This is a genomic window from Pseudomonas sp. AC229, from assembly GCF_979254655.1.
This window is the reverse complement of sequence record NZ_CEEDHK010000004.1, coordinates 144348-162227: the sequence shown is the minus strand read 5'-3', so window position 1 is coordinate 162227 and position 17880 is coordinate 144348. Positions and strand designations below refer to the sequence as shown.

Here is a 17880-nt window from a genome sequence, read left to right as displayed (position 1 = left end):
CCGCCCGGTTTACCTTCCTGTTGGAGCCAGGCCATGAGCGCCGATCCGAAAACCCAGCCGCGCTACACCGGCATCGCGACCTTCATGCGCACACCGTTCAGCCCACAGTTGGCGGATGTAGACATCGCCCTGGTAGGCATTCCCTTCGACGGCGGCGTTACCAATCGTCCCGGCGCGCGCCACGGCCCGCGTGAAGTGCGCAACCAGTCGAGCCTTATGCGCATCATCAACCAGGCCACCGGCGTTGCCCCATTCGAGCTTTGCCGTGTCGCCGACGTCGGCGATGCCGTACCGGAAAGCCCTTTTGAATTAACCGCGGCGCATGACGCGATCCAGGCTTTCTACGAACCACTGTGCGCCGCCGGCATCGTGCCGCTGTCGGTGGGCGGTGATCACTCCGTAACCCTGCCGGTGCTAAGAGCCCTGGCGAAAAACGGCCCGTTGGCGCTGGTGCATTTCGACGCCCACTGCGACACCGGAGACTTCTACCTGGGCTCGCGTTTCCACCACGGCTCGCCCTTTAAAGTGGCGGCCGAGGAAGGCCTGATCGACCCGCTGAAAACCATCCAGATCGGTATTCGCGGCAGCATCACCGACCGCGATATCTGGAAGTTCAGCTACGACAGCGGCATGCGTGTGGTCAGCATCGAAGAGTTCTATCAACTGGGGCTGCCAGCGGTAATAGCCGAAATTCACCGCGTGGTGGGCGACAGTCCGGTGTACGTCACATTCGATGTCGACGGCCTCGACCCCGTGTACGCACCCGGCACGGGCACACCGGAAATTGGTGGCTTCACCACCTTCGAGGCGCAACAAATGATGCGCTCGCTAGCCGACCTCGACATTGTGGGCGGCGACGTGGTGGAGGTTTCACCGCCCTTCGACCCCAGCGGCAACACCGCCTTGGTGGGCGCCACGATGCTGTTCGAGTTGCTGTGCGTGACCGCCGTGGCCTGGCAGCGCCGCCAAGGTGGCGCTGAGGCGCGCGCATGTTCGACCTGAGTGTCGTGCTCGGCTACCGGGGCGAGCTACTGCATGGCCTATGGATGACGGCCTGGATTTCCGCGCTGGCCATCGTGCTCGGGTTCGGCATCGGCGTGCTGGCCGGGGTCGCGCGCGTGTCAGGCCACCCGGTCGCGCGCGCCGTCGCAAGCTTCTACATCAGCGCCTTGCGCGGCACGCCCCTGCTGGTGCAACTGGCCGTGATCTTCTTCATGTTGCCGCTGATCGGGATAAACCTGCCGGCGTTACCCGCCGCCATTCTTGCTCTGGCACTCAACAGCGGCGCTTCCCAGGCCGAGATCTTGCGCGGCGGCTTTGAAACCCTGCCGCGTGGGCAGACCGAGGCCGCCTGGGACATCGGCCTCGACCGCTGGCAGATCCTCCTGCACGTGCAACTGCCGCAAGTGGTGCGTGCAACGATTCCGGCGCTGGTAAACGAAACCATCGACATCATCAAAAACTCGTCGCTGATCTCCACCATCGCCGTCACCGAATTGATGCGCATCGCCCACACCTATTCCTCTACCACCTATAGGCCGCTGGAGTTCTTCACCGCCGCAGGCCTGCTGTATTTGCTGCTGACCTTGAGCGTCAGCCACGGCGGCAAGTACCTGGAAAAGCGGCTGAGCACGCGCTGATGGACGGCCTATGAACCTGCACCTTTATGTGAGCTACGGCCCGCTGCTGCTGCAAGGCCTGCTTTTTACGCTGCTGGCCAGCGCCGGCGCGCTGCTGATCGGGCTTCTGTGGGGTTTGCTGTTGTGCCTGCTCGGACAACTGAATAACTGGCTGACGCGCCTGGTCTACCAGCTCTACCTCACCTTGTTTCGTGGCACGCCGCTTCTGGTGCAGATCTACCTGGTGTTCTACGGCGGGCCGTTTATTGGCATCGAACTCAGCGCACTGCAAGTTGGCATCGGCGGTCTGGGGCTCTACAGCGCCGCGTACTTCGCAGAAATCTTTCGCGGCGGTTTCTTGAGCGTACCGCCAGGGCAAATCGAGGCCGCCCGCGACCTGGGATTTTCCCGCTGGCAAGTACTAACCCACGTAAAACTGCCCCACATGCTCGGCCTGATCCTGCCGTCGATCGTCAACCAGACCATCTTGCTAGTGAAGGAGTCGGCCATTCTCTCAATCATCACCGTGCCGGAAATGATGAGCGCCGCCAGCCGCATGTCCACAGAGACCTTTTCCTTCATCGAACCCTACCTGTTTCTAGGCCTTACCTACTGGCTGATCACCTTCGCACTGGCGCGCACCGCGCGGCTGCTGGAACGGCGCACTCGGCGCTACCTGCCTGGAACCTGAGGATATTGCATGCGTGAACTAGGCAAACCGGTCATCAAACTGGTGGACGTGAAGAAAAGCTTCGGCACCAATGCCGTGCTCAAAGGCATCAGTCTGGATGTGCACAAAGGCGAAGTGATGTGCATCATCGGCGGCTCAGGCTCGGGCAAAAGCACCCTGCTGCGCTGCATCGACTTTCTTGAAACCTACGACGGCGGCGAGGTGCAAGTGCAGGGCCGGCTGATCGGCTACGGCTCCGACCCTGCCGGCAACCTCACCCGGCTTCCCGAATGGGTCGTGCAAAAAGACCTCGCCAACGTCGTCATGGTGTTCCAGCAATTCAACCTGTGGCCGCACAAAACCGTGCTCGAAAACGTCATGGCACCCCTGCGCCTAGTCAGCCGCATGGACGCCGCAACCGCCAAGGCCAAAGCTCTCGAAGTCCTGGACAAAGTCGGCATGGCCCACAAAATCGACGCCTACCCCAACACCCTTTCAGGCGGCCAGCAACAACGCGTCGCCATCGCCCGGGCGCTTGGCCGCGAGCCGAAAATCATGCTCTTCGACGAACCCACCTCAGCGCTCGACCCGGAACTGGTCGGCGAAGTGCTAAAAGTCATGCGCACCCTCGCCGCCGATGGCATGACCATGGTCATCGTCACCCATGAAATGGGCTTTGCCGCGCAGGTAGCCGACAAGGTGGTGTTTTTGGCAAATGGAATGATCGAAGAACAAGGAGCGCCGGCGGACCTGTTCAACCGGCCGCAGTCGGCGCTGTTGAAAAGCTTTTTGGCGACGTGGGCGGAGAGGAATGTGGGCTTTGTGGGGTAACTAGGAAGCCGGAAGGGACGAATGCCGCAGAGATCCGCAGAAACGAAAAAGCCGCGCATTAAGCGCGGCTTTTTATTTGGTGGGCCCACACGGACTTGAACCGTGGACCAAAGGATTATGAGTCCTCTGCTCTAACCAACTGAGCTATAGGCCCTCAGAAGTGCGGCGGATTATACCGGTGCGGTTTGCTGTGTGCCAATTGCGTGGCGCGGGCTTAGGAAAGTACTTGCGAACTTGTCAGGGGTTACCGGGCGGCTGAGGAGGAAGCCTTGGATCTGTTCGCAGCCTTCTTCGATGAGGAAGCGCTCTTGTGCGGGCGTTTCTACGCCTTCGGCTACCAGGGTGAGTTGCATGCTGCGGCCCAGGGCGATGATGGCGCGGGTGATGGCGGCGTCGTGGGGGTCGTCGGGCAGGCCGCGGACAAAGGATTGGTCGATTTTCAAGGTGTCCAGCGGCAGGCGTTTCAGGTAGCTGAGGGACGAATAGCCGGTGCCGAAGTCGTCGATGGCGATCAAGACGCCCAATCGTTTGAGGTCGTGGAGGATGGTCAGCGCCTCGTCGGTCTGGTTCATGATGAAGTTTTCGGTGATTTCCAGTTGCAGCATGTGGGGCTGCAATTGGTGTTCGGCGAGCAGGTCGGCGATGCGCTGCACCAGGCGCGGTTGGCGCAGTTGGGCGCCGGCGAGGTTGACGGACATCGGGCCGAACGGCAGGTGGTGGCGCTGCCATTCGCCCATTTGCTGGCAGGCCTGGGCGAGCACCCAGTCGCCAATGGGCAGGATCAGGCCGTTGTCTTCGGCGAGTGAGATGAAGCGTTCCGGCGAGACGTTGCCGAAGACCGCGCTGTGCCAGCGCAGCAGCGCTTCTGCGCCGACGATCTGGCGGTCGGCGAGCGATTGTTTGGGTTGGTAGTGCAGGCTCAGTTCGTTGCGTTCGATGGCGCGGCGCAGTTCGTTTTCCAGGGCGATGCGGGCGGTGGCTTGCTGGGTTAGGTCGCTGGTGTAGAGCTCGGCGCGGTTGCGGCCTTTGGCTTTGGAGCGGTACATGGCGGCGTCGGCGTTTTTGATCAGGGTGGCGACGTCGCTGCCGTCTTGGGGGAACAGGCTCGCGCCAATGCTGGCGGTGATAAAGAATTCGTGACCATCTGCTTGGAACGGTGCGCTCAGGCAAGTGAGTAATTTCGCCGCTACGCGCTCGGCATCCGCCGGTTCATGCAGGCCAGGAAGCAGGATGATGAATTCATCGCCGCCAAGCCGTGCCACGGTGTCGATGTCGCGCAGTTGGTTGCGCAGGCGCTGCGCGGTGTCTTGCAGCAGCAGGTCGCCGACGGGGTGGCCTAGGCTGTCGTTGATGTGTTTGAAGCGGTCCAGGTCGAGAAATAACACGGCGCCCAGGCACGGCGTGGTTTGTGCGTCGGCAAGCATGGCTTGAAGGCGGTTTTCGAATAGCAGGCGGTTGGGCAGGCCGGTGAGGGAGTCGTGGTGGGCTTGGTGGTCGAGCTTGTCTTGGGCGTGTTTGAGTGAGGTGATGTCGGCAAACACGGCGACGAAATGGGTGATCCGTTCGTCATCGTTGCGCACGGCGCTGATGGTCAGCCATTGCGGATACAGCTCGCCGTTTTTGCGTTTGTTGCAAATCTCGCCTTGCCAGTGACCGGCAGCATCAAGCTGGTGCCACATGGCGGCGTAAAAGGCGCTGTCATGTTGTCCCGAGGCGAGCAGTTGCGGGGAACGGCCGAGCGCTTCGGCTTCGCTGTAGCCGGTGATTTCGGTGAAGGCGCGGTTGACGGCGGTTATGCGCTGTTGGGTGTCGGTGATCAGCACGCCTTCAGCCGTGCTCTCAAACACGGTGGCGGCGAGCTGGAGTTTCTCTTGGGTGCGGGTGCGTTCGGTGACGTCGCGGGCGATGGTCAGTACGCAGTGTTCGCCTTTGATTTGCATGCTCTGCATCGAAATTTCGCACAAGCGCAGCTCATCGTTCTTGCCTCGAATAGCCGCGGTGTAATCGCGCACGGTGCCGATTTCTTGCAGCTGTTGCATCACGGTGCTGCGGTCGAGCGGGTTGTGCCACAGGCCCAGGCCGAGCGTGGACTGGTTGGTGGCGTCGCTGCTGGTGTAGCCGGTCAGGCTGGAGAAGCCTTCGTTCACCTCCAGAATCAGGCCGTCGCGCATGCGCGTAAGCAGCAAGCCGTCGGGTGAAGCGTGAAAGGCTTTGGCGAATTTCTCTTCGGAGGATTGCAGCTCTTCCTGAGTTTTCTTCACTTGGCTGATGTCGCGCACCACGATGACGAGCGCTGGCGTATCGGCAAGTTGGAATTGTTGCGCGGAAATAAGACCGGTAAAGAACTCGCCGTTTTGGCGGCGGAAGAGCATTTCGAGGTTGCGCAGGCTGTCGTGCTGCAGCCGTTGCAAGACGGTTGGACCCGCGTCGGCAGTGCCCCACAAGTTGAGTTCTGTGCCGTTCTTGCCGATGGCCTCGGCGGCGGGAATGCCGGTGTGCAGCTCGAAGGAAGGGTTCACCTCCAGCAAGCGACCATCGTCGCGGCGGGCAATGATCAGCACGTCTGGGCATTGCTGAAACACGGAGGCGAATTTCTGTTCAGAAAGGCGCAGGGCTTGCTCGATCTGTTTGGTTTCGGTGACTTCAACCATCACGCCACGCAGCACGGTGGCGCCTCGGTGTTCGATCAAGGTGACGATGTCGTGAATCCAGACCAGGCGGCCATCGGCGGCGTACATGCGGTAGTCAACGGTGTGGTCGCGGCCGGCGTCTGTCTCCTGACGGCGGTAGGCGAGGGTGCGTTCGCGGTCTTGCGGGTGCAGCGCGTTTGCCCAGAAGCCTGGGGTCTGCCAGTCGCTCAGCGGGTAGCCAAACAGTTTTTCGGCATGGGGCGAGACGTAGGAATAGCAGAAGTCTTCACGGCTGGCTTCCCAGGTGACTGCCGACAAGCATTCCACAAGGCTGCGGTAGTGCTGTTCGCTGTTACGAAGCGCCAATTCGAGAGCAGCGCGTCGGTTGATTTCACTGCTCAGGCGCCGGTTTACAGCGACCACGATAATCAGAACGAGCAGCAGAGCGAGTAGGCCCGGTACGGCAACCACCAGGGTTTTTCGCCACACGCTGCGTTGGTCCAGCACGCCGCCGAGCCAGTGTTCCTGCATGGCTTCGATTTCGCTGCTGCTCATGTCGGCGAACAATTTGTCGAGGATGTTGACCAAAATCGCCTGGTCTTTCGGCGCGGCCATTGATAGCTGGTAGCGGTAGGGCGTTTCGCCGGTGATGGCGATGCCTTCGAGTTTGAGCTGGCGCAAGCCCCAGACGCTGGAGGCGAGGTCGCCCACCAGTGCGTCAGCTTGGCCCGTGCCCACGGCTTGCAGCGCCGCGGCGACATTAGCGACGGGCAGCAAGTTCAGATCCGGGTGGCGGCTTCGTAGAATTTCGTGCGGCGCGTAGTTTTCCACGACCGCGATTTTCAGCCCGTACAGGTCTTTGAGTTCGTGAGGTTGGGCTCCGCCGTTGCGGGCGAGGATCACGATGGGGAAGTCGAGATAGGGGCGGGTGAAGCTCAGGTAGCCCTGGCGCTCGGGTGTGGACATGGCGCCGGGTAAGAGGTTGACGTTGCCAGCCCGGGCTTGCTCAAGCACTTCGCTCCAGGTGCTGGGCTCGTACGTCTCCATTTTTACGTTTAGGCGTTTTTCGATCAGGGCAATGTAGTCGGCGGCCAATCCTTGATATCGGCCTTGTTCGTCGCGGTATTCGAAGGGTGGCCAGGTGGCGTCGACGCCCATGCGCAAGGTTGGGTGGGCCTCAAGCCAGGCCTGCTCCTCTGAGGTCAGGGTGAATGCCTGGGCGGGTGCACACCAATAGGCCAAGCACAGCAGAAGAGTGGCAAGCAGTCGCGGCATGACCCGGCCTCAAAACAGCGTGGGGATTGATGTGCCGAGTGTAGCTGTGTGGCGGGTTGCCAGCATCCAAAAAGCAAAACCCCCGGACCAGGCCGGGGGTTTTGTTTGCGCTTCAGTAACGGGCTTTCGTTGGGTAACGAATTACTCGTCGAGGAAGGAGCGCAGGTGCTCGCTACGCGTTGGATGACGCAGCTTGCGCAGCGCCTTGGCTTCAATCTGCCGAATCCGCTCGCGGGTTACATCGAATTGTTTACCAACCTCTTCGAGGGTGTGGTCGGTATTCATGTCGATGCCGAAGCGCATGCGCAGTACTTTGGCTTCACGAGCAGTGAGGCCGGCCAGTACTTCGCGGGTCGCTTCTTTGAGGCTTTCTACCGTGGCAACGTCGATGGGCGACTGCATGGTGGAGTCTTCGATGAAGTCACCCAGATGGGAGTCTTCATCATCGCCAATCGGTGTTTCCATGGAGATCGGCTCTTTCGCGATCTTCAATACCTTGCGGATTTTGTCCTCAGGCATTTCCATGCGCTCGCCCAGTTCTTCCGGAGTAGGCTCGCGGCCCATTTCCTGAAGCATCTGACGCGAGATGCGGTTTAGCTTGTTGATCGTCTCGATCATGTGCACCGGAATACGGATGGTGCGGGCCTGGTCGGCGATCGAGCGAGTGATCGCCTGACGGATCCACCAGGTTGCATAAGTCGAGAACTTGTAGCCGCGACGGTATTCGAACTTGTCCACCGCTTTCATCAAGCCGATGTTGCCTTCCTGGATCAAGTCGAGGAATTGCAGACCGCGGTTGGTGTACTTCTTGGCGATCGAAATCACCAAACGCAAGTTCGCTTCAACCATCTCTTTCTTCGCGCGGCGGGCTTTCGCCTCACCGATCGACATGCGACGGTTGATGTCTTTGATTTCAGCGAGTTTCAAACCGGTTTCAGCTTCCAGGGCAACCAGTTTTTGCTGGCAGCGCAGGATGTCGGCTTGCAGGCGGCCAATGGCTTCAGCGTATTTGCTTTTGCCTTTGGACAGCTGCTCAGCCCAGCTTTCGTCGATTTCGTGGCTCGGGAACTGACGCAGGAAGTCGGCACGCGGCATACGGGCATCACGCACACACAGCTGCATGATGGCGCGTTCTTGTGCACGCAGACGCTCAAGGGCGTCACGAACACGAGTAACCAGCGCATCGAATTGCTTCGGAACCAGCTTGATCGGCATGAAAAGACTGGCCAGTTCAGCGAGTTCGGCCATGCCTTGCTTGCTGTCGCGGCCGTGCTTTTTCAGCACCTTTTTAGCTTTTTCCAGTTGGTCGGCTACGGCGCCGAAGCGCACGCGTGCAACTTCTGGATCCGGGCCGCCATCACCTTCTTCTTCGTCTTCGCTGTCACCGTCGGCTTCTTCGTCTTCGGTTTCAGGCTCGGCGGCAGCTGCGCCGTCTTTGATAACCGGGACGGGCACTTCGGCCGGCGCGGCTATGCCGTCATCCGGATCGATGTAGCCGCTGAGGACTTCGGCCAGACGGCCGCCCTCGGTGGTGACGCGGGTGTATTCGGAAAGAATGCTGTCGACAGTGCCTGGGAAATGGGCGATAGCGCCCATGACTTCACGAATGCCTTCCTCGATGCGTTTAGCGATTTCGATCTCGCCTTCGCGGGTCAGCAATTCGACCGTACCCATTTCGCGCATATACATGCGCACCGGGTCGGTGGTACGGCCAATATCGGTTTCTACCGCAGCCAAAGCAGCGGCTGCTTCTTCGGCGGCCGCTTCGTCGGTATCGGCTTCAGCCAATAGCAGAGCGTCCGCATCCGGAGCACTCTCGAATACGTTGATCCCCATGTCATTGATCATGCGGATGATGTCTTCCACCTGTTCCGGATCTGAAATATCCTCCGGCAGGTGGTCGTTGACCTCTGCGTAAGTCAGGTAACCCTGCTCACGACCACGGCTGATCAACTCTTTAAGGCGGGACTGTTGTTGCGCTTTTCCGGACATAACACCCTATCCACTGAAGGTCTTGGCGGGCAAAAAACAAGCCGAGGATTATACCAGAGCTGAGACCTCACGCGCCAGTTGAGGTCGGGGTGACGGGAGTTGCAGTGCGACTAAGGAGGCCGCGAAGTTGCTCTTTTTCCTCTGCGCTGAGCTCACTTTGACGAGCTTTGCGCAGCAAATGTTCCAGGCTGCGCTCACGTTGGCGTGCAGCCAGACTAGTTATAGTGTCGAAAAACTGTTGTTCAAGGTTGTCAGCGTCAATCAGCCACTCCTTTTCCGCCAACGCCTTCAATAAACGTCCCTGCTCAGTTCCATGCCACCGTGCAATCAGCTGCAGCGAGCGCAATTTCGGATTTTTCTGCATGGCGCCGAGCAGCGCGACGAGCAATTGCGCATAGGTGTCGTTTTCGGCAGCGAAGTGGCTGGCCTCTTCCACCTTCTCGGCCAACTGCGGGTGATGCAGCAGCGTGCGCAGCGCGGTAAGCGTCGGAGATTCTACCGGTGCCGCAACGCGCGGTCCGCGGGGGAAATCATCGCGGTCGCGATCACCTCTTTTGCTCCAATTTTTTTCCCATTTCTTGCCGCCCTGGCCTTTTCCCTTGAACCCCGTCTTCGGCTGCCATGCTTGCTCAGGCTGCGGCGCGTATTGCTCCTGGCCGTAGTCGGCTGGCGCGTCGAAATAAGCGCTGGGGTCGTATTGCGGCGCCTCGTCCATTTCGTAATGCGGATGCGAATTCGAGGGTGCTTGCGGTGCGCTGACCGGATTGTGAGGCGCAGGATTCAACTGCTGAATGCTCAGGCCGGTAATTTCGGTCAGCCGCTGGCGCATCAAGGTTTTCAGATTGGCGCCGGGGATTTTGTCGATGAGCGGCGCGGCTAAGGTCGCCAAGTGCGCCTTGCCTTCCAGCGAGCGCGGGTCGGCTTCTTGCGTCAATTGCTGGAAAAAATAGTCGGCCAGTGGCTGCGCCTGTTGGTTGATTCGCGCGCGGAACGCGTCGGTGCCTTCGGCGCGCACCAAGGTGTCGGGGTCTTCGCCTTCGGGCAAAAACAGGAAGCGCGCGCGGCGGCCGTCTTGCAGGCTGGGCAGCGTGGCTTCAAGGGCACGCCAGGCCGCGCTGCGGCCAGCTTGGTCGCCGTCGAAGCAAAACAGCACGCTGGGCACGATGCGGAACAGACGCTTGAGGTGTTCTTCGCTGGTGGCCGTGCCAAGCGTGGCGACGGCGTTGCGCAAGCCTTGCTGGGCTAAGGCGATAACGTCCATGTAGCCCTCGACGACCATGATTTCATCCAGGTCGCGATTGCTTTTGCGCGCCTCATACAGGCCGTACAGCTCCTGGCCTTTATGAAAAACCGGGGTTTCCGGCGAGTTCAAATACTTGGGTTTGTCGTCGCCCAGTACGCGGCCACCAAATGCGATGACACGGCCACGGCTGTCGCGGATGGGAAATATCACCCGGTCTCGAAAGCGGTCGTAGCGTTTGCCGCTGTCGGCGTTTTCGATCAGCAGGCCGGCTTCGATCATCGCTTTCTGTTGCAGCGTGTCGGTGGCCAAGTGCTTGAGCAAATTGTCCCAACCGGGCGGGGCGAAACCGAGGCCAAAGTCGCGGGCAATTTCGCCGGAAAGACCGCGTCCTTTCAGGTAGTCGACAGCGGCTTTGCGGGTTGGATGGCTTTTCAACGCCTGGCGGTAATACTCGGCGGCGGCTGTCAGTAGCGGGTACAGCGGCGAGTCGGTGGGCTGGCGCGGTTTATGGTTGCCACTCCGTCCGCCTTCTTCGCGAACCACTTCCATGCCGGCGCTTTTGGCCAGGTCTTCCACGGCCTGGACGAAGTCCAGATTGTCGTGGTCCATGATAAAACCAAGGGCGTTGCCGCCGGCCCCACAGCCGAAGCAGTAGTAGAACTGCTTGTCGGGGCTGACGCTGAAGGAGGGCGTCTTCTCTTTGTGGAAGGGGCAGCAGGCGCTAAAGTTTTTCCCGGTTTTCTTCAGTTGCACGCGCGAGCTGACCACGTCGACGATGTCGGTGCGGTTGAGCAAGTCGTCAATGAAGCTTTGGGGAATAAGCCCGGCCATGGCGCTCTCGAAGTCGTCGAATCGCCGGCATTACTGTCGGGATTTCAGGTGTTCGGAAATAGATGCAAAGCGCGTCTCGGCGCACGAAGCGGCGAGGGGCTAATCATGCCAATTGTTGGCGATCGGCTCTACAGGCCTTTTAATTGCGGGGCGGGCGGAAAATGTGATCCGCCAAAACGCGAAAAAGCGAGGCTTATCGCGGCTGCCTAAACAACCTGGATAACTTCGCTAATGCGTTTGAAGCGTCTGTGCTATCGATTTTGCCGGCAGCCCGGCTTGCGGCCGGGCGTGGCAAAACAGGCGGCGTCAGTCTGCGTATTAGTACAGGCGAACGGCGCGGCGCTGTTCGCGCTGCACTTTCTTGGCGTGGCGCTTAACTGCGGCTGCAGCTTTGCGTTTGCGCTCAGAAGTTGGTTTCTCGTAGAACTCGCGGCTGCGAACTTCAGCCAGAACACCGGCTTTTTCACAGGAGCGTTTGAAGCGACGCAGAGCTACGTCGAAGGGTTCATTCTCTTTAACTTTGACGGCTGGCATCCAGAGCTACCTTCATTCATTACCGGGGTAGACGTACTCGTTGCAAACTGAGCTGGAGGACGTCGGTTTTTAAGGGTTGCGGATGTTAACGCCTCATCGCCAGGAATGCAAAGCCTCTGATCGAAAACCGCTAGGCGGCGTTAAGGGCGGCGATTATCATGCGCGCCTTCGAAATTGCCCAGTCTGAAGGGAAAACCCATGCTCGTGCTGGGACTAGAAACCTCTTGCGATGAAACCGGCGTTGCCTTGTATGACAGCGAGCGCGGCTTGCTGGGCGATGCCTTGTTCAGCCAAATCGACTTGCATAAAGCCTACGGCGGCGTGGTGCCTGAGCTCGCCTCGCGTGATCACGTCAAGCGCATGCTGCCGTTGATTCGCGAAGTGCTGGAGCAGTCCGGCTGCGCCACGCACGACATCGACGCCATCGCCTACACCGCCGGCCCCGGCCTGGTCGGTGCGCTGCTGGTCGGCGCTTCCTGCGCCCAAGCGCTGGCCTTTGCCTGGGACATTCCGGCGCTTGGCGTGCATCACATGGAAGGCCACCTGTTGGCGCCGATGCTGGAAGCAACCCCGCCGCAATTTCCGTTTGTTGCCCTACTGGTTTCCGGCGGCCATACACAATTGGTGCGTGTCGATGGCATCGGCCAGTACCAGTTGCTCGGTGAGTCGCTGGACGATGCGGCCGGCGAGGCCTTCGACAAGACAGCCAAACTTATTGGCCTCGGCTATCCCGGCGGTTCTGAAATAGCTCGCCTGGCGCTCAACGGCGTGGAGGGGCGTTTCGTGTTTCCTCGCCCGATGACCGATCGCCCAGGCCTGGATTTTAGCTTCAGCGGCCTGAAAACCTTCGCCCTGAACACGTGGCTGCAATGCCGCAATGCTGGCGACGACGGCGAGCAAACCCGTAGCGACATTGCTCTGGCCTTCCAGACCGCCGTGGTCGAGACTCTGACCATCAAATGCAAGCGTGCCCTCAAGCAGACCGGTATGAATCGTCTGGTGATCGCCGGCGGCGTGAGCGCCAATCAGGCCCTGCGGCGGTCGCTGGAAAAAATGCTCGGTGATCTCAAAGGCAACGTGTTTTACGCCCGCCCGGCTTTTTGCACCGATAACGGCGCGATGATCGCCTACGCCGGTTGCCAGCGGCTCATGGCGGGCCAGCACGAAGGGCCGGAAATCTCGGTGCAGGCGCGTTGGCCGATGGAACAACTGCCAGCGATTTAACGCTTAGAAATGCCGTTCGCGCCCAGCCAGCAGGTCGCGTAAATTGCTGCGATGGCGCCACACGATCAGGCCGGTAAGCACGCACATGGGCAGCAGCGCAGCGGGTTGCCGCCAGGCAAGTAGCGGTAGGATCAGCGGCGTGGCAATCAACGATGCCAGCGAGCTGGTGCGGGTCAGCCAGAAGGTCAGGCCCCACCCCGCAGCGGCCAACAAGGCTGCCGGCGGATAAAGACCCAGGAGCATGCCGGCCGCAGTCGCGACGCCCTTGCCGCCACGGAAATTGAAGTACACCGGGTAAAGATGCCCGACCACGGCGGCGAGGCCGATCCAGGCTTGATGTTGCATTGAAAGGCCCAGCGCATAAGCGACCAGCACGGGCAGCAGGCCTTTGAGCACGTCGCCTAACAGGGTCAGGATGGCCAGCTTTTTACCTGCCACCCGCAGCATGTTGGTGGCGCCGGGGTTGCCGGAGCCAGCCGCGCGAGGGTCGGGAGCGCCGACCAGGCGGCTGAGCAGGATGGCGAAAGACAGCGAGCCGAGCAGGTAGGCGAGGATCGCCAGCAACCAGAACATGGTATCCATCCGGGGCGAGTGAGCCCCGATTCTAGCGGGGCGCAGCGCCCTTGTCGTGCGGCGGAGCAGAGTGCTTGGACAGAGTGTTTATCGAAGGTCTTGAAGTCGACACCGTGATCGGTGCGTATGACTGGGAGCGCGACATCCGCCAGTGCCTGCGCCTGGACCTGAGCTTCGCCTGGGACAATCGCCCGGCCGCTGCGGGTGATGATCTCAGCAAAGCGCTCGACTACGCTTCGGTCTCCGCGCGCATTCAGTCGTTCGCGGCACAGGCGCAATTTCAACTGGTGGAAACGTTCGCCGAGCGCCTCGCCGAGATGCTCATGAGCGAATTCAACATCCCCGGTTTACGCCTGAAACTCACCAAGCCCGGCGCCGTGCCGGCAGCTACTGGCGGCGTCGGCGTGGAGATTCAGCGCGGATGCCTCTGACCCCCATTCTGCTGGGCCTGGGCAGCAACGTTGAGCGCCAAGCGCACCTGACGGCTGGACTCGATGCCTTGGCTCAATTCCTTCAAAACATGCGCTGCTCGCCGGTCTTCGAAAGCCAGCCGGTGGGGATCAAGAGCGGGCCGTTTTTCAATCTTGTGGTGCTGGCCGAAACCGACCTGCCGCTGCACGAGTTGGATCGCCGCCTGAAATGCATCGAAGCCGATAACGGGCGGTATGCACCGAATCGCAAGGGCCTGCCGCTGGATATCGATGTGCTCACGTACGGCGATCTGGTGGGCGATTTCGACGGACTGATTCTGCCGCGCGCTGAAATTCTCAAGAACGCGTTCGTGCTCTGGCCGCTGGCGATGCTGCTGCCGGAGCAGTTGCATCCGGGTGTGCAGACATCTTATGCCGAGCTGTGGCGGGACGCGCACATCGAGCAGGTGCTGGCGCCGGTGGCGTTTGAGTGGCGTGGTGAGCAGCTGACGCCGACCGGCCTTTTGTAGGAGCGAGCTTGCTCGCGAAGCTCTTGGTTATAGAGCAAGAGCTTCGCGAGCAAGCTCGCTCCTACAGAGCAGGTGGAATTTGCGCGGCTTTGTACGCCTGCAATGCTTTCAGGCGCTCGCGCTTGAGCGCCTCGCCCAATTCGGCGCCTTGGTAGCCGTGTTCCACCAACGGCTGAACCTTCACGGCCCGCGCCGCATCGGCGGCGGCGCGCAGGTAAGCGGCTTGTGGATAGTCGCGCTGCTCCAACCCCAGCCGCCCTCGCGCATCCATTTCGCACGCGGCAATAAACTCGTCAAAGCGCTGCGGGCGGCGGTACACGTCAAACGTTTGTAGCAGTTCCAGTAAGGTCGACGCTTTCAACTCCAGCGCGCGATGGCCATGGGTGTGATATTCGCCCACCAAAACGGCCAGTTCCTGACAGTCGCGTGGCGCCTTGCAGCGCTCGTTCACCGCCTTTATCAGCTTTACGCCGCGGTGTTCATGGGCGATATGCCGTGGCCATTCTTCTTCCGGGGTCAGCCCCTTTCCTAGGTCATGAAGCAGGCAGGCCCAGCGCACGGTCAGCGGTTGCCCATGTTCGGCGCATTGGCGCAGCACGCTCAGTACATGGGCGCCGGTGTCGATTTCCGGGTGATGCGCTTCGGGCTGCGGCACGCCAAACAATGCGTGTACTTCCGGCAGCATCGCTTGCAGCGCGCCGCAGTCATACAGCACCTGAATAAACACATCTGGGCGTTCTTCCATGAGCGCGCGGGAAATTTCCTTCCAGCTGCGTTCCGGCGTTAGGGCTGACAGCTCGCCGGATTCACTCAGGCTGCGCATCAAGGCCAGGGTTTCGTCGGCGACGTGAAAGCCCAGCGGCGCATAGCGCGCGGCGAAGCGGGCGACGCGCAGCACGCGCAACGGGTCCTCGGCAAAGGCGGGCGATACGTGGCGAAGCACGCGCGCCTCAAGGTCACGCTGGCCGCCATAGGGGTCGAGCACGTTGCCGGCGTCGTCTTCGGCCATGGCATTGATGGTCAGGTCGCGGCGGGTCAGGTCTTCTTCGAGGGTGACGTCGGGGCTTGCGTAAAAGGTAAAGCCGCCGTAGCCGCGCCCGCTTTTTCGCTCGGTGCGGGCGAGGGCGTATTCCTCCTGGGTGCGCGGATGAAGAAAGACCGGGAAGTCTTCGCCGACGGGGCGGAAGCCTTCTGCGAGCATCTCTTCTGCGCTCGCGCCAACCACCAGCCAATCGATATCGGTGACATCGCGGCCCAGCAGGCGATCACGCACGGCACCGCCGACCTTGTAAATCTGCATGGAAAACCCTCCGTTAGCGCCACAGGATACCTGCTGCGCCGCTAATGGCCAGGCTCAGCGGCTGACGGGAATTTGCTGCATCAGGGCAACCACGGCGGCACGCAGCAATTCTTCACGCTGCCATGAGGGACTCAGGCTTGTGGTGATCAAACCCTGCCAGAGGGTTTTGTCGGCCCGGTCGCTAACGCGCAATCGCAGGGTGATGGACTCATCTTGAAAACGGTGCACGGCGAGATAGCTGCCGAGGGCGTTCGGGGGTGGCGTATCGACGCGAAATTCCAGCGGGGCTTCATTCAACGTCAGGGTGTAGGCGACGCGCACGTCCGCTTTCTTGGCCTCGACATAGCCACGATTTAGCAGGCCCTGACGCAGGTTGGCGCGCACTTGGGCGTAATCGCGGGTGGGCGGCAACTCGCCGTTCGGGCTAGTGCTTGGCGGCAGCATTTCAAAGGTGTGGCGCTGCCCCAACGACGGCGTGGCGGTTTGCACCACCAGTACTCGCGGCGACGGGCTTGAACAGCCGACAAGCAGCAGGCTGAGGAACAAAACGCGCAGGAAAAACGGCTGTACAGGCATAAACGGCAAGCTCCGCGAAGGATGCAATATGCTCAACGCAAGCTTGCCGTCGGTCAACCAGTCGAACGGACGGGGTTTAAATCGGCGGTATCACCAGGTCCAGGCGCGGGTATTCCGTGTTCTCGGTATCGCCCCGTGGCGGCACATGTTGGGTTTGCACCACTTGGTCGCCACGCACGGTTTCCAAATGAATGTCGAAGCCCCACAGCCGGTGCAAATGCTTGAGCACTTCTTCGGTTGATTCCCCCAGCGGTTTGCGGTCGTGTTGCTGGTGGCGCAGCGTCAGCGAGCGGTCGCCTCGGCGGTTGATGCTGTAGATCTGCACATTCGGCTCGCGGTTGCCCAGGTTGTATTGGGCCGCCAGGGTTTCACGAATGATGCGATAGCCCGGTTCGTCGTGAATCGCCGGCACCACCAATTCGTCTTTTTGGTCGTCGTCCATGATGCTGAAGAGCTTCAGGTCGCGAATCACTTTGGGCGACAGGTACTGGAGAATAAAGCTCTCGTCTTTGAAGCTTTTCATGGCGAATTTCACCGTCGACAACCAGTCGCTTCCGGCAATTTCCGGGAACCAGCGTTTGTCTTCCTCGGTGGGTTCTTCGCACATGCGGCGGATGTCGCGGTACATCGCAAAGCCCAGGGTGTACGGGTTGATGCCGCTGTAATACGGGCTGTCGAACGGCGGTTGGTAGATCACGCTCGTATGCGACTGCAGGAACTCCATCATGAAGCCGTCGGTGACCAAGCCTTCGTCGTACAGATCGTTCATCAGCGTGTAATGCCAGAACGTTGCCCAGCCTTCGTTCATGACCTGAGTCTGGCGCTGCGGGTAAAAATACTGGGCGATCTTGCGCACAATGCGCACCACTTCCCGCTGCCACGGTTCGAGCAGCGGCGCGTGTTTTTCCAGGAAGTACAGAATGTTTTCCTGCGGCTCCGCGGGAAAGCGGCCGGCGTCTTTGTCGTTGCCCTTGTCGGCGCCTTTAGGAATGGTCCGCCACAGGTCGTTGATTTGCCGCTGCAGGTGTTCTTCCCGTTCTTTCTGACGTTGGCGCTCTTCCTCGGCGGAAATCGGATACGGGCGTTTGTAGCGGTCGACGCCGTAGTTCATCAGCGCGTGGCAGGAGTCGAGCAGGTCTTCCACGGCGTCGATGCCGTAGCGCTCTTCGCACTGCATGATGTACTGCTTGGCGAACACCAGGTAATCGATGATCGAGCTGGCGTCGGTCCAGGTGCGGAACAGGTAGTTGCCTTTGAAAAAGCTGTTGTGGCCGTAGCAGGCGTGCGCAACGACGAGTGCCTGCATGCAGATGGTGTTTTCTTCCATCAGGTAGGCAATGCACGGGTCGGAGTTGATCACAATCTCGTACGCGAGACCCATCTGGCCTCGGCTGTAAGATTTTTCGGTACTGAGAAAATGCTTGCCGTAGGACCAGTGGTGATAGCCCAGCGGCATGCCCACCGAGGCGTAGGCATCCATCATTTGTTCGGCGGTGATCACTTCAATCTGGTTTGGGTAAGTATCCAGCGCATAGCCTTCGGCGATGCGCGCGATCTCTTTGTCATAGGCGCGGATCAGCTCGAAGGTCCATTCCGAACCGGTGGAAATGGGCTGGCCTCTTTTCTTCTCTCGAGCGCTCAT

The 17880-nt window shown here is 60.4% G+C and carries 15 protein-coding genes and 1 tRNA gene; 7 read left to right on the top strand and 9 right to left on the bottom strand.

Annotated elements, in window-relative coordinates:
* Positions 1-33 precede the first annotated feature (33 nt).
* The 4 genes from speB to AC0IW7_RS07220 are packed head-to-tail and all read left to right on the top strand — an operon-like array spanning position 34 to position 3120.
* On the top strand, positions 34-1002 hold the full coding sequence (gene speB, locus AC0IW7_RS07235) for an agmatinase (protein ID WP_463550805.1): 969 nt from the start codon (positions 34-36) through the stop codon (positions 1000-1002).
* The gene (locus AC0IW7_RS07230) at positions 990-1640 is read left to right on the top strand and encodes an amino acid ABC transporter permease (protein ID WP_463550804.1); all 651 of its coding nucleotides are present in this window, start codon (positions 990-992) and stop codon (positions 1638-1640) included. The genes speB and AC0IW7_RS07230 overlap by 13 nt, the downstream gene beginning before the upstream one ends.
* Positions 1641-1650: 10 nt before the next feature.
* Positions 1651-2310: an amino acid ABC transporter permease gene (locus AC0IW7_RS07225; RefSeq protein ID WP_471816737.1), complete on the top strand. Its 660-nt coding sequence runs from the start codon at positions 1651-1653 to the stop codon at positions 2308-2310.
* Positions 2311-2319: 9 nt separating this feature from the next.
* Entirely contained in the window at positions 2320-3120 is an 801-nt protein-coding gene (locus AC0IW7_RS07220; protein WP_471816735.1) for an amino acid ABC transporter ATP-binding protein, read from the top strand.
* Between the two features lie 77 nt (positions 3121-3197).
* Here AC0IW7_RS07220 and AC0IW7_RS07215 read toward each other — a convergent pair.
* The 5 genes from AC0IW7_RS07215 to rpsU all read right to left on the bottom strand — a co-directional run bounded on the left by AC0IW7_RS07215 (position 3198) and on the right by rpsU (position 11625).
* A tRNA-Ile gene (locus AC0IW7_RS07215) sits at positions 3198-3274 on the bottom strand.
* Positions 3275-3290: 16 nt separating this feature from the next.
* Positions 3291-7025 carry an EAL domain-containing protein gene (locus tag AC0IW7_RS07210; RefSeq protein ID WP_471816734.1) on the bottom strand — a complete coding sequence of 1245 codons (3735 nt, stop codon included), beginning with the start codon at positions 7023-7025 and terminating at the stop codon, positions 3291-3293.
* Between the two features lie 141 nt (positions 7026-7166).
* Positions 7167-9017: an RNA polymerase sigma factor RpoD gene (rpoD, locus tag AC0IW7_RS07205; protein ID WP_122491993.1), complete on the bottom strand. Its 1851-nt coding sequence runs from the start codon at positions 9015-9017 to the stop codon at positions 7167-7169.
* 67 nt (positions 9018-9084) lie between these two features.
* The gene (gene dnaG, locus AC0IW7_RS07200) at positions 9085-11091 is read right to left on the bottom strand and encodes a DNA primase (RefSeq protein WP_471816732.1); all 2007 of its coding nucleotides are present in this window, start codon (positions 11089-11091) and stop codon (positions 9085-9087) included.
* 318 nt (positions 11092-11409) lie between these two features.
* Complete coding sequence (gene rpsU / locus AC0IW7_RS07195) at positions 11410-11625, bottom strand: 30S ribosomal protein S21 (RefSeq protein ID WP_002551877.1); 216 nt, start codon at positions 11623-11625, stop codon at positions 11410-11412.
* A 198-nt stretch (positions 11626-11823) separates the two neighbouring features.
* On the opposite strand from rpsU, the gene tsaD reads away from it, so the two are divergent.
* On the top strand, positions 11824-12849 hold the full coding sequence (tsaD, locus tag AC0IW7_RS07190) for a tRNA (adenosine(37)-N6)-threonylcarbamoyltransferase complex transferase subunit TsaD (RefSeq protein WP_471816730.1): 1026 nt from the start codon (positions 11824-11826) through the stop codon (positions 12847-12849).
* A 3-nt stretch (positions 12850-12852) separates the two neighbouring features.
* On the opposite strand, the gene plsY is transcribed toward tsaD, so the two are convergent.
* Complete coding sequence (gene plsY, locus AC0IW7_RS07185) at positions 12853-13422, bottom strand: glycerol-3-phosphate 1-O-acyltransferase PlsY (protein ID WP_471816728.1); 570 nt, start codon at positions 13420-13422, stop codon at positions 12853-12855.
* Between the two features lie 74 nt (positions 13423-13496).
* Here plsY and folB point away from each other — a divergent pair, with 74 nt between their 5' ends.
* Both folB and folK read left to right on the top strand, forming a co-directional pair.
* The gene (folB, locus tag AC0IW7_RS07180; RefSeq protein WP_471816726.1) at positions 13497-13853 is read left to right on the top strand and encodes a dihydroneopterin aldolase; all 357 of its coding nucleotides are present in this window, start codon (positions 13497-13499) and stop codon (positions 13851-13853) included.
* A complete protein-coding gene (folK, locus tag AC0IW7_RS07175) occupies positions 13844-14362 on the top strand; it encodes a 2-amino-4-hydroxy-6-hydroxymethyldihydropteridine diphosphokinase (RefSeq protein ID WP_471816724.1) in 519 nt (172 codons plus the stop codon). The genes folB and folK overlap by 10 nt, the downstream gene beginning before the upstream one ends.
* A 61-nt stretch (positions 14363-14423) precedes the next feature.
* Here the strand turns inward: folK and AC0IW7_RS07170 are convergent, their stop codons facing one another.
* The 3 genes from AC0IW7_RS07170 to AC0IW7_RS07160 form a co-directional block, all read right to left on the bottom strand.
* Positions 14424-15662 (bottom strand): multifunctional CCA addition/repair protein, encoded by a 1239-nt coding sequence (locus tag AC0IW7_RS07170; RefSeq protein WP_471816722.1) that lies wholly within the window; start codon positions 15660-15662, stop codon positions 14424-14426.
* A gap of 54 nt (positions 15663-15716) precedes the next feature.
* Positions 15717-16238, bottom strand: coding sequence for a DUF4136 domain-containing protein (locus tag AC0IW7_RS07165; RefSeq protein ID WP_471816720.1), 522 nt, complete (start codon positions 16236-16238; stop codon positions 15717-15719).
* A gap of 76 nt (positions 16239-16314) precedes the next feature.
* On the bottom strand, positions 16315-17880 hold the full coding sequence (locus tag AC0IW7_RS07160; protein ID WP_471816718.1) for a SpoVR family protein: 1566 nt from the start codon (positions 17878-17880) through the stop codon (positions 16315-16317).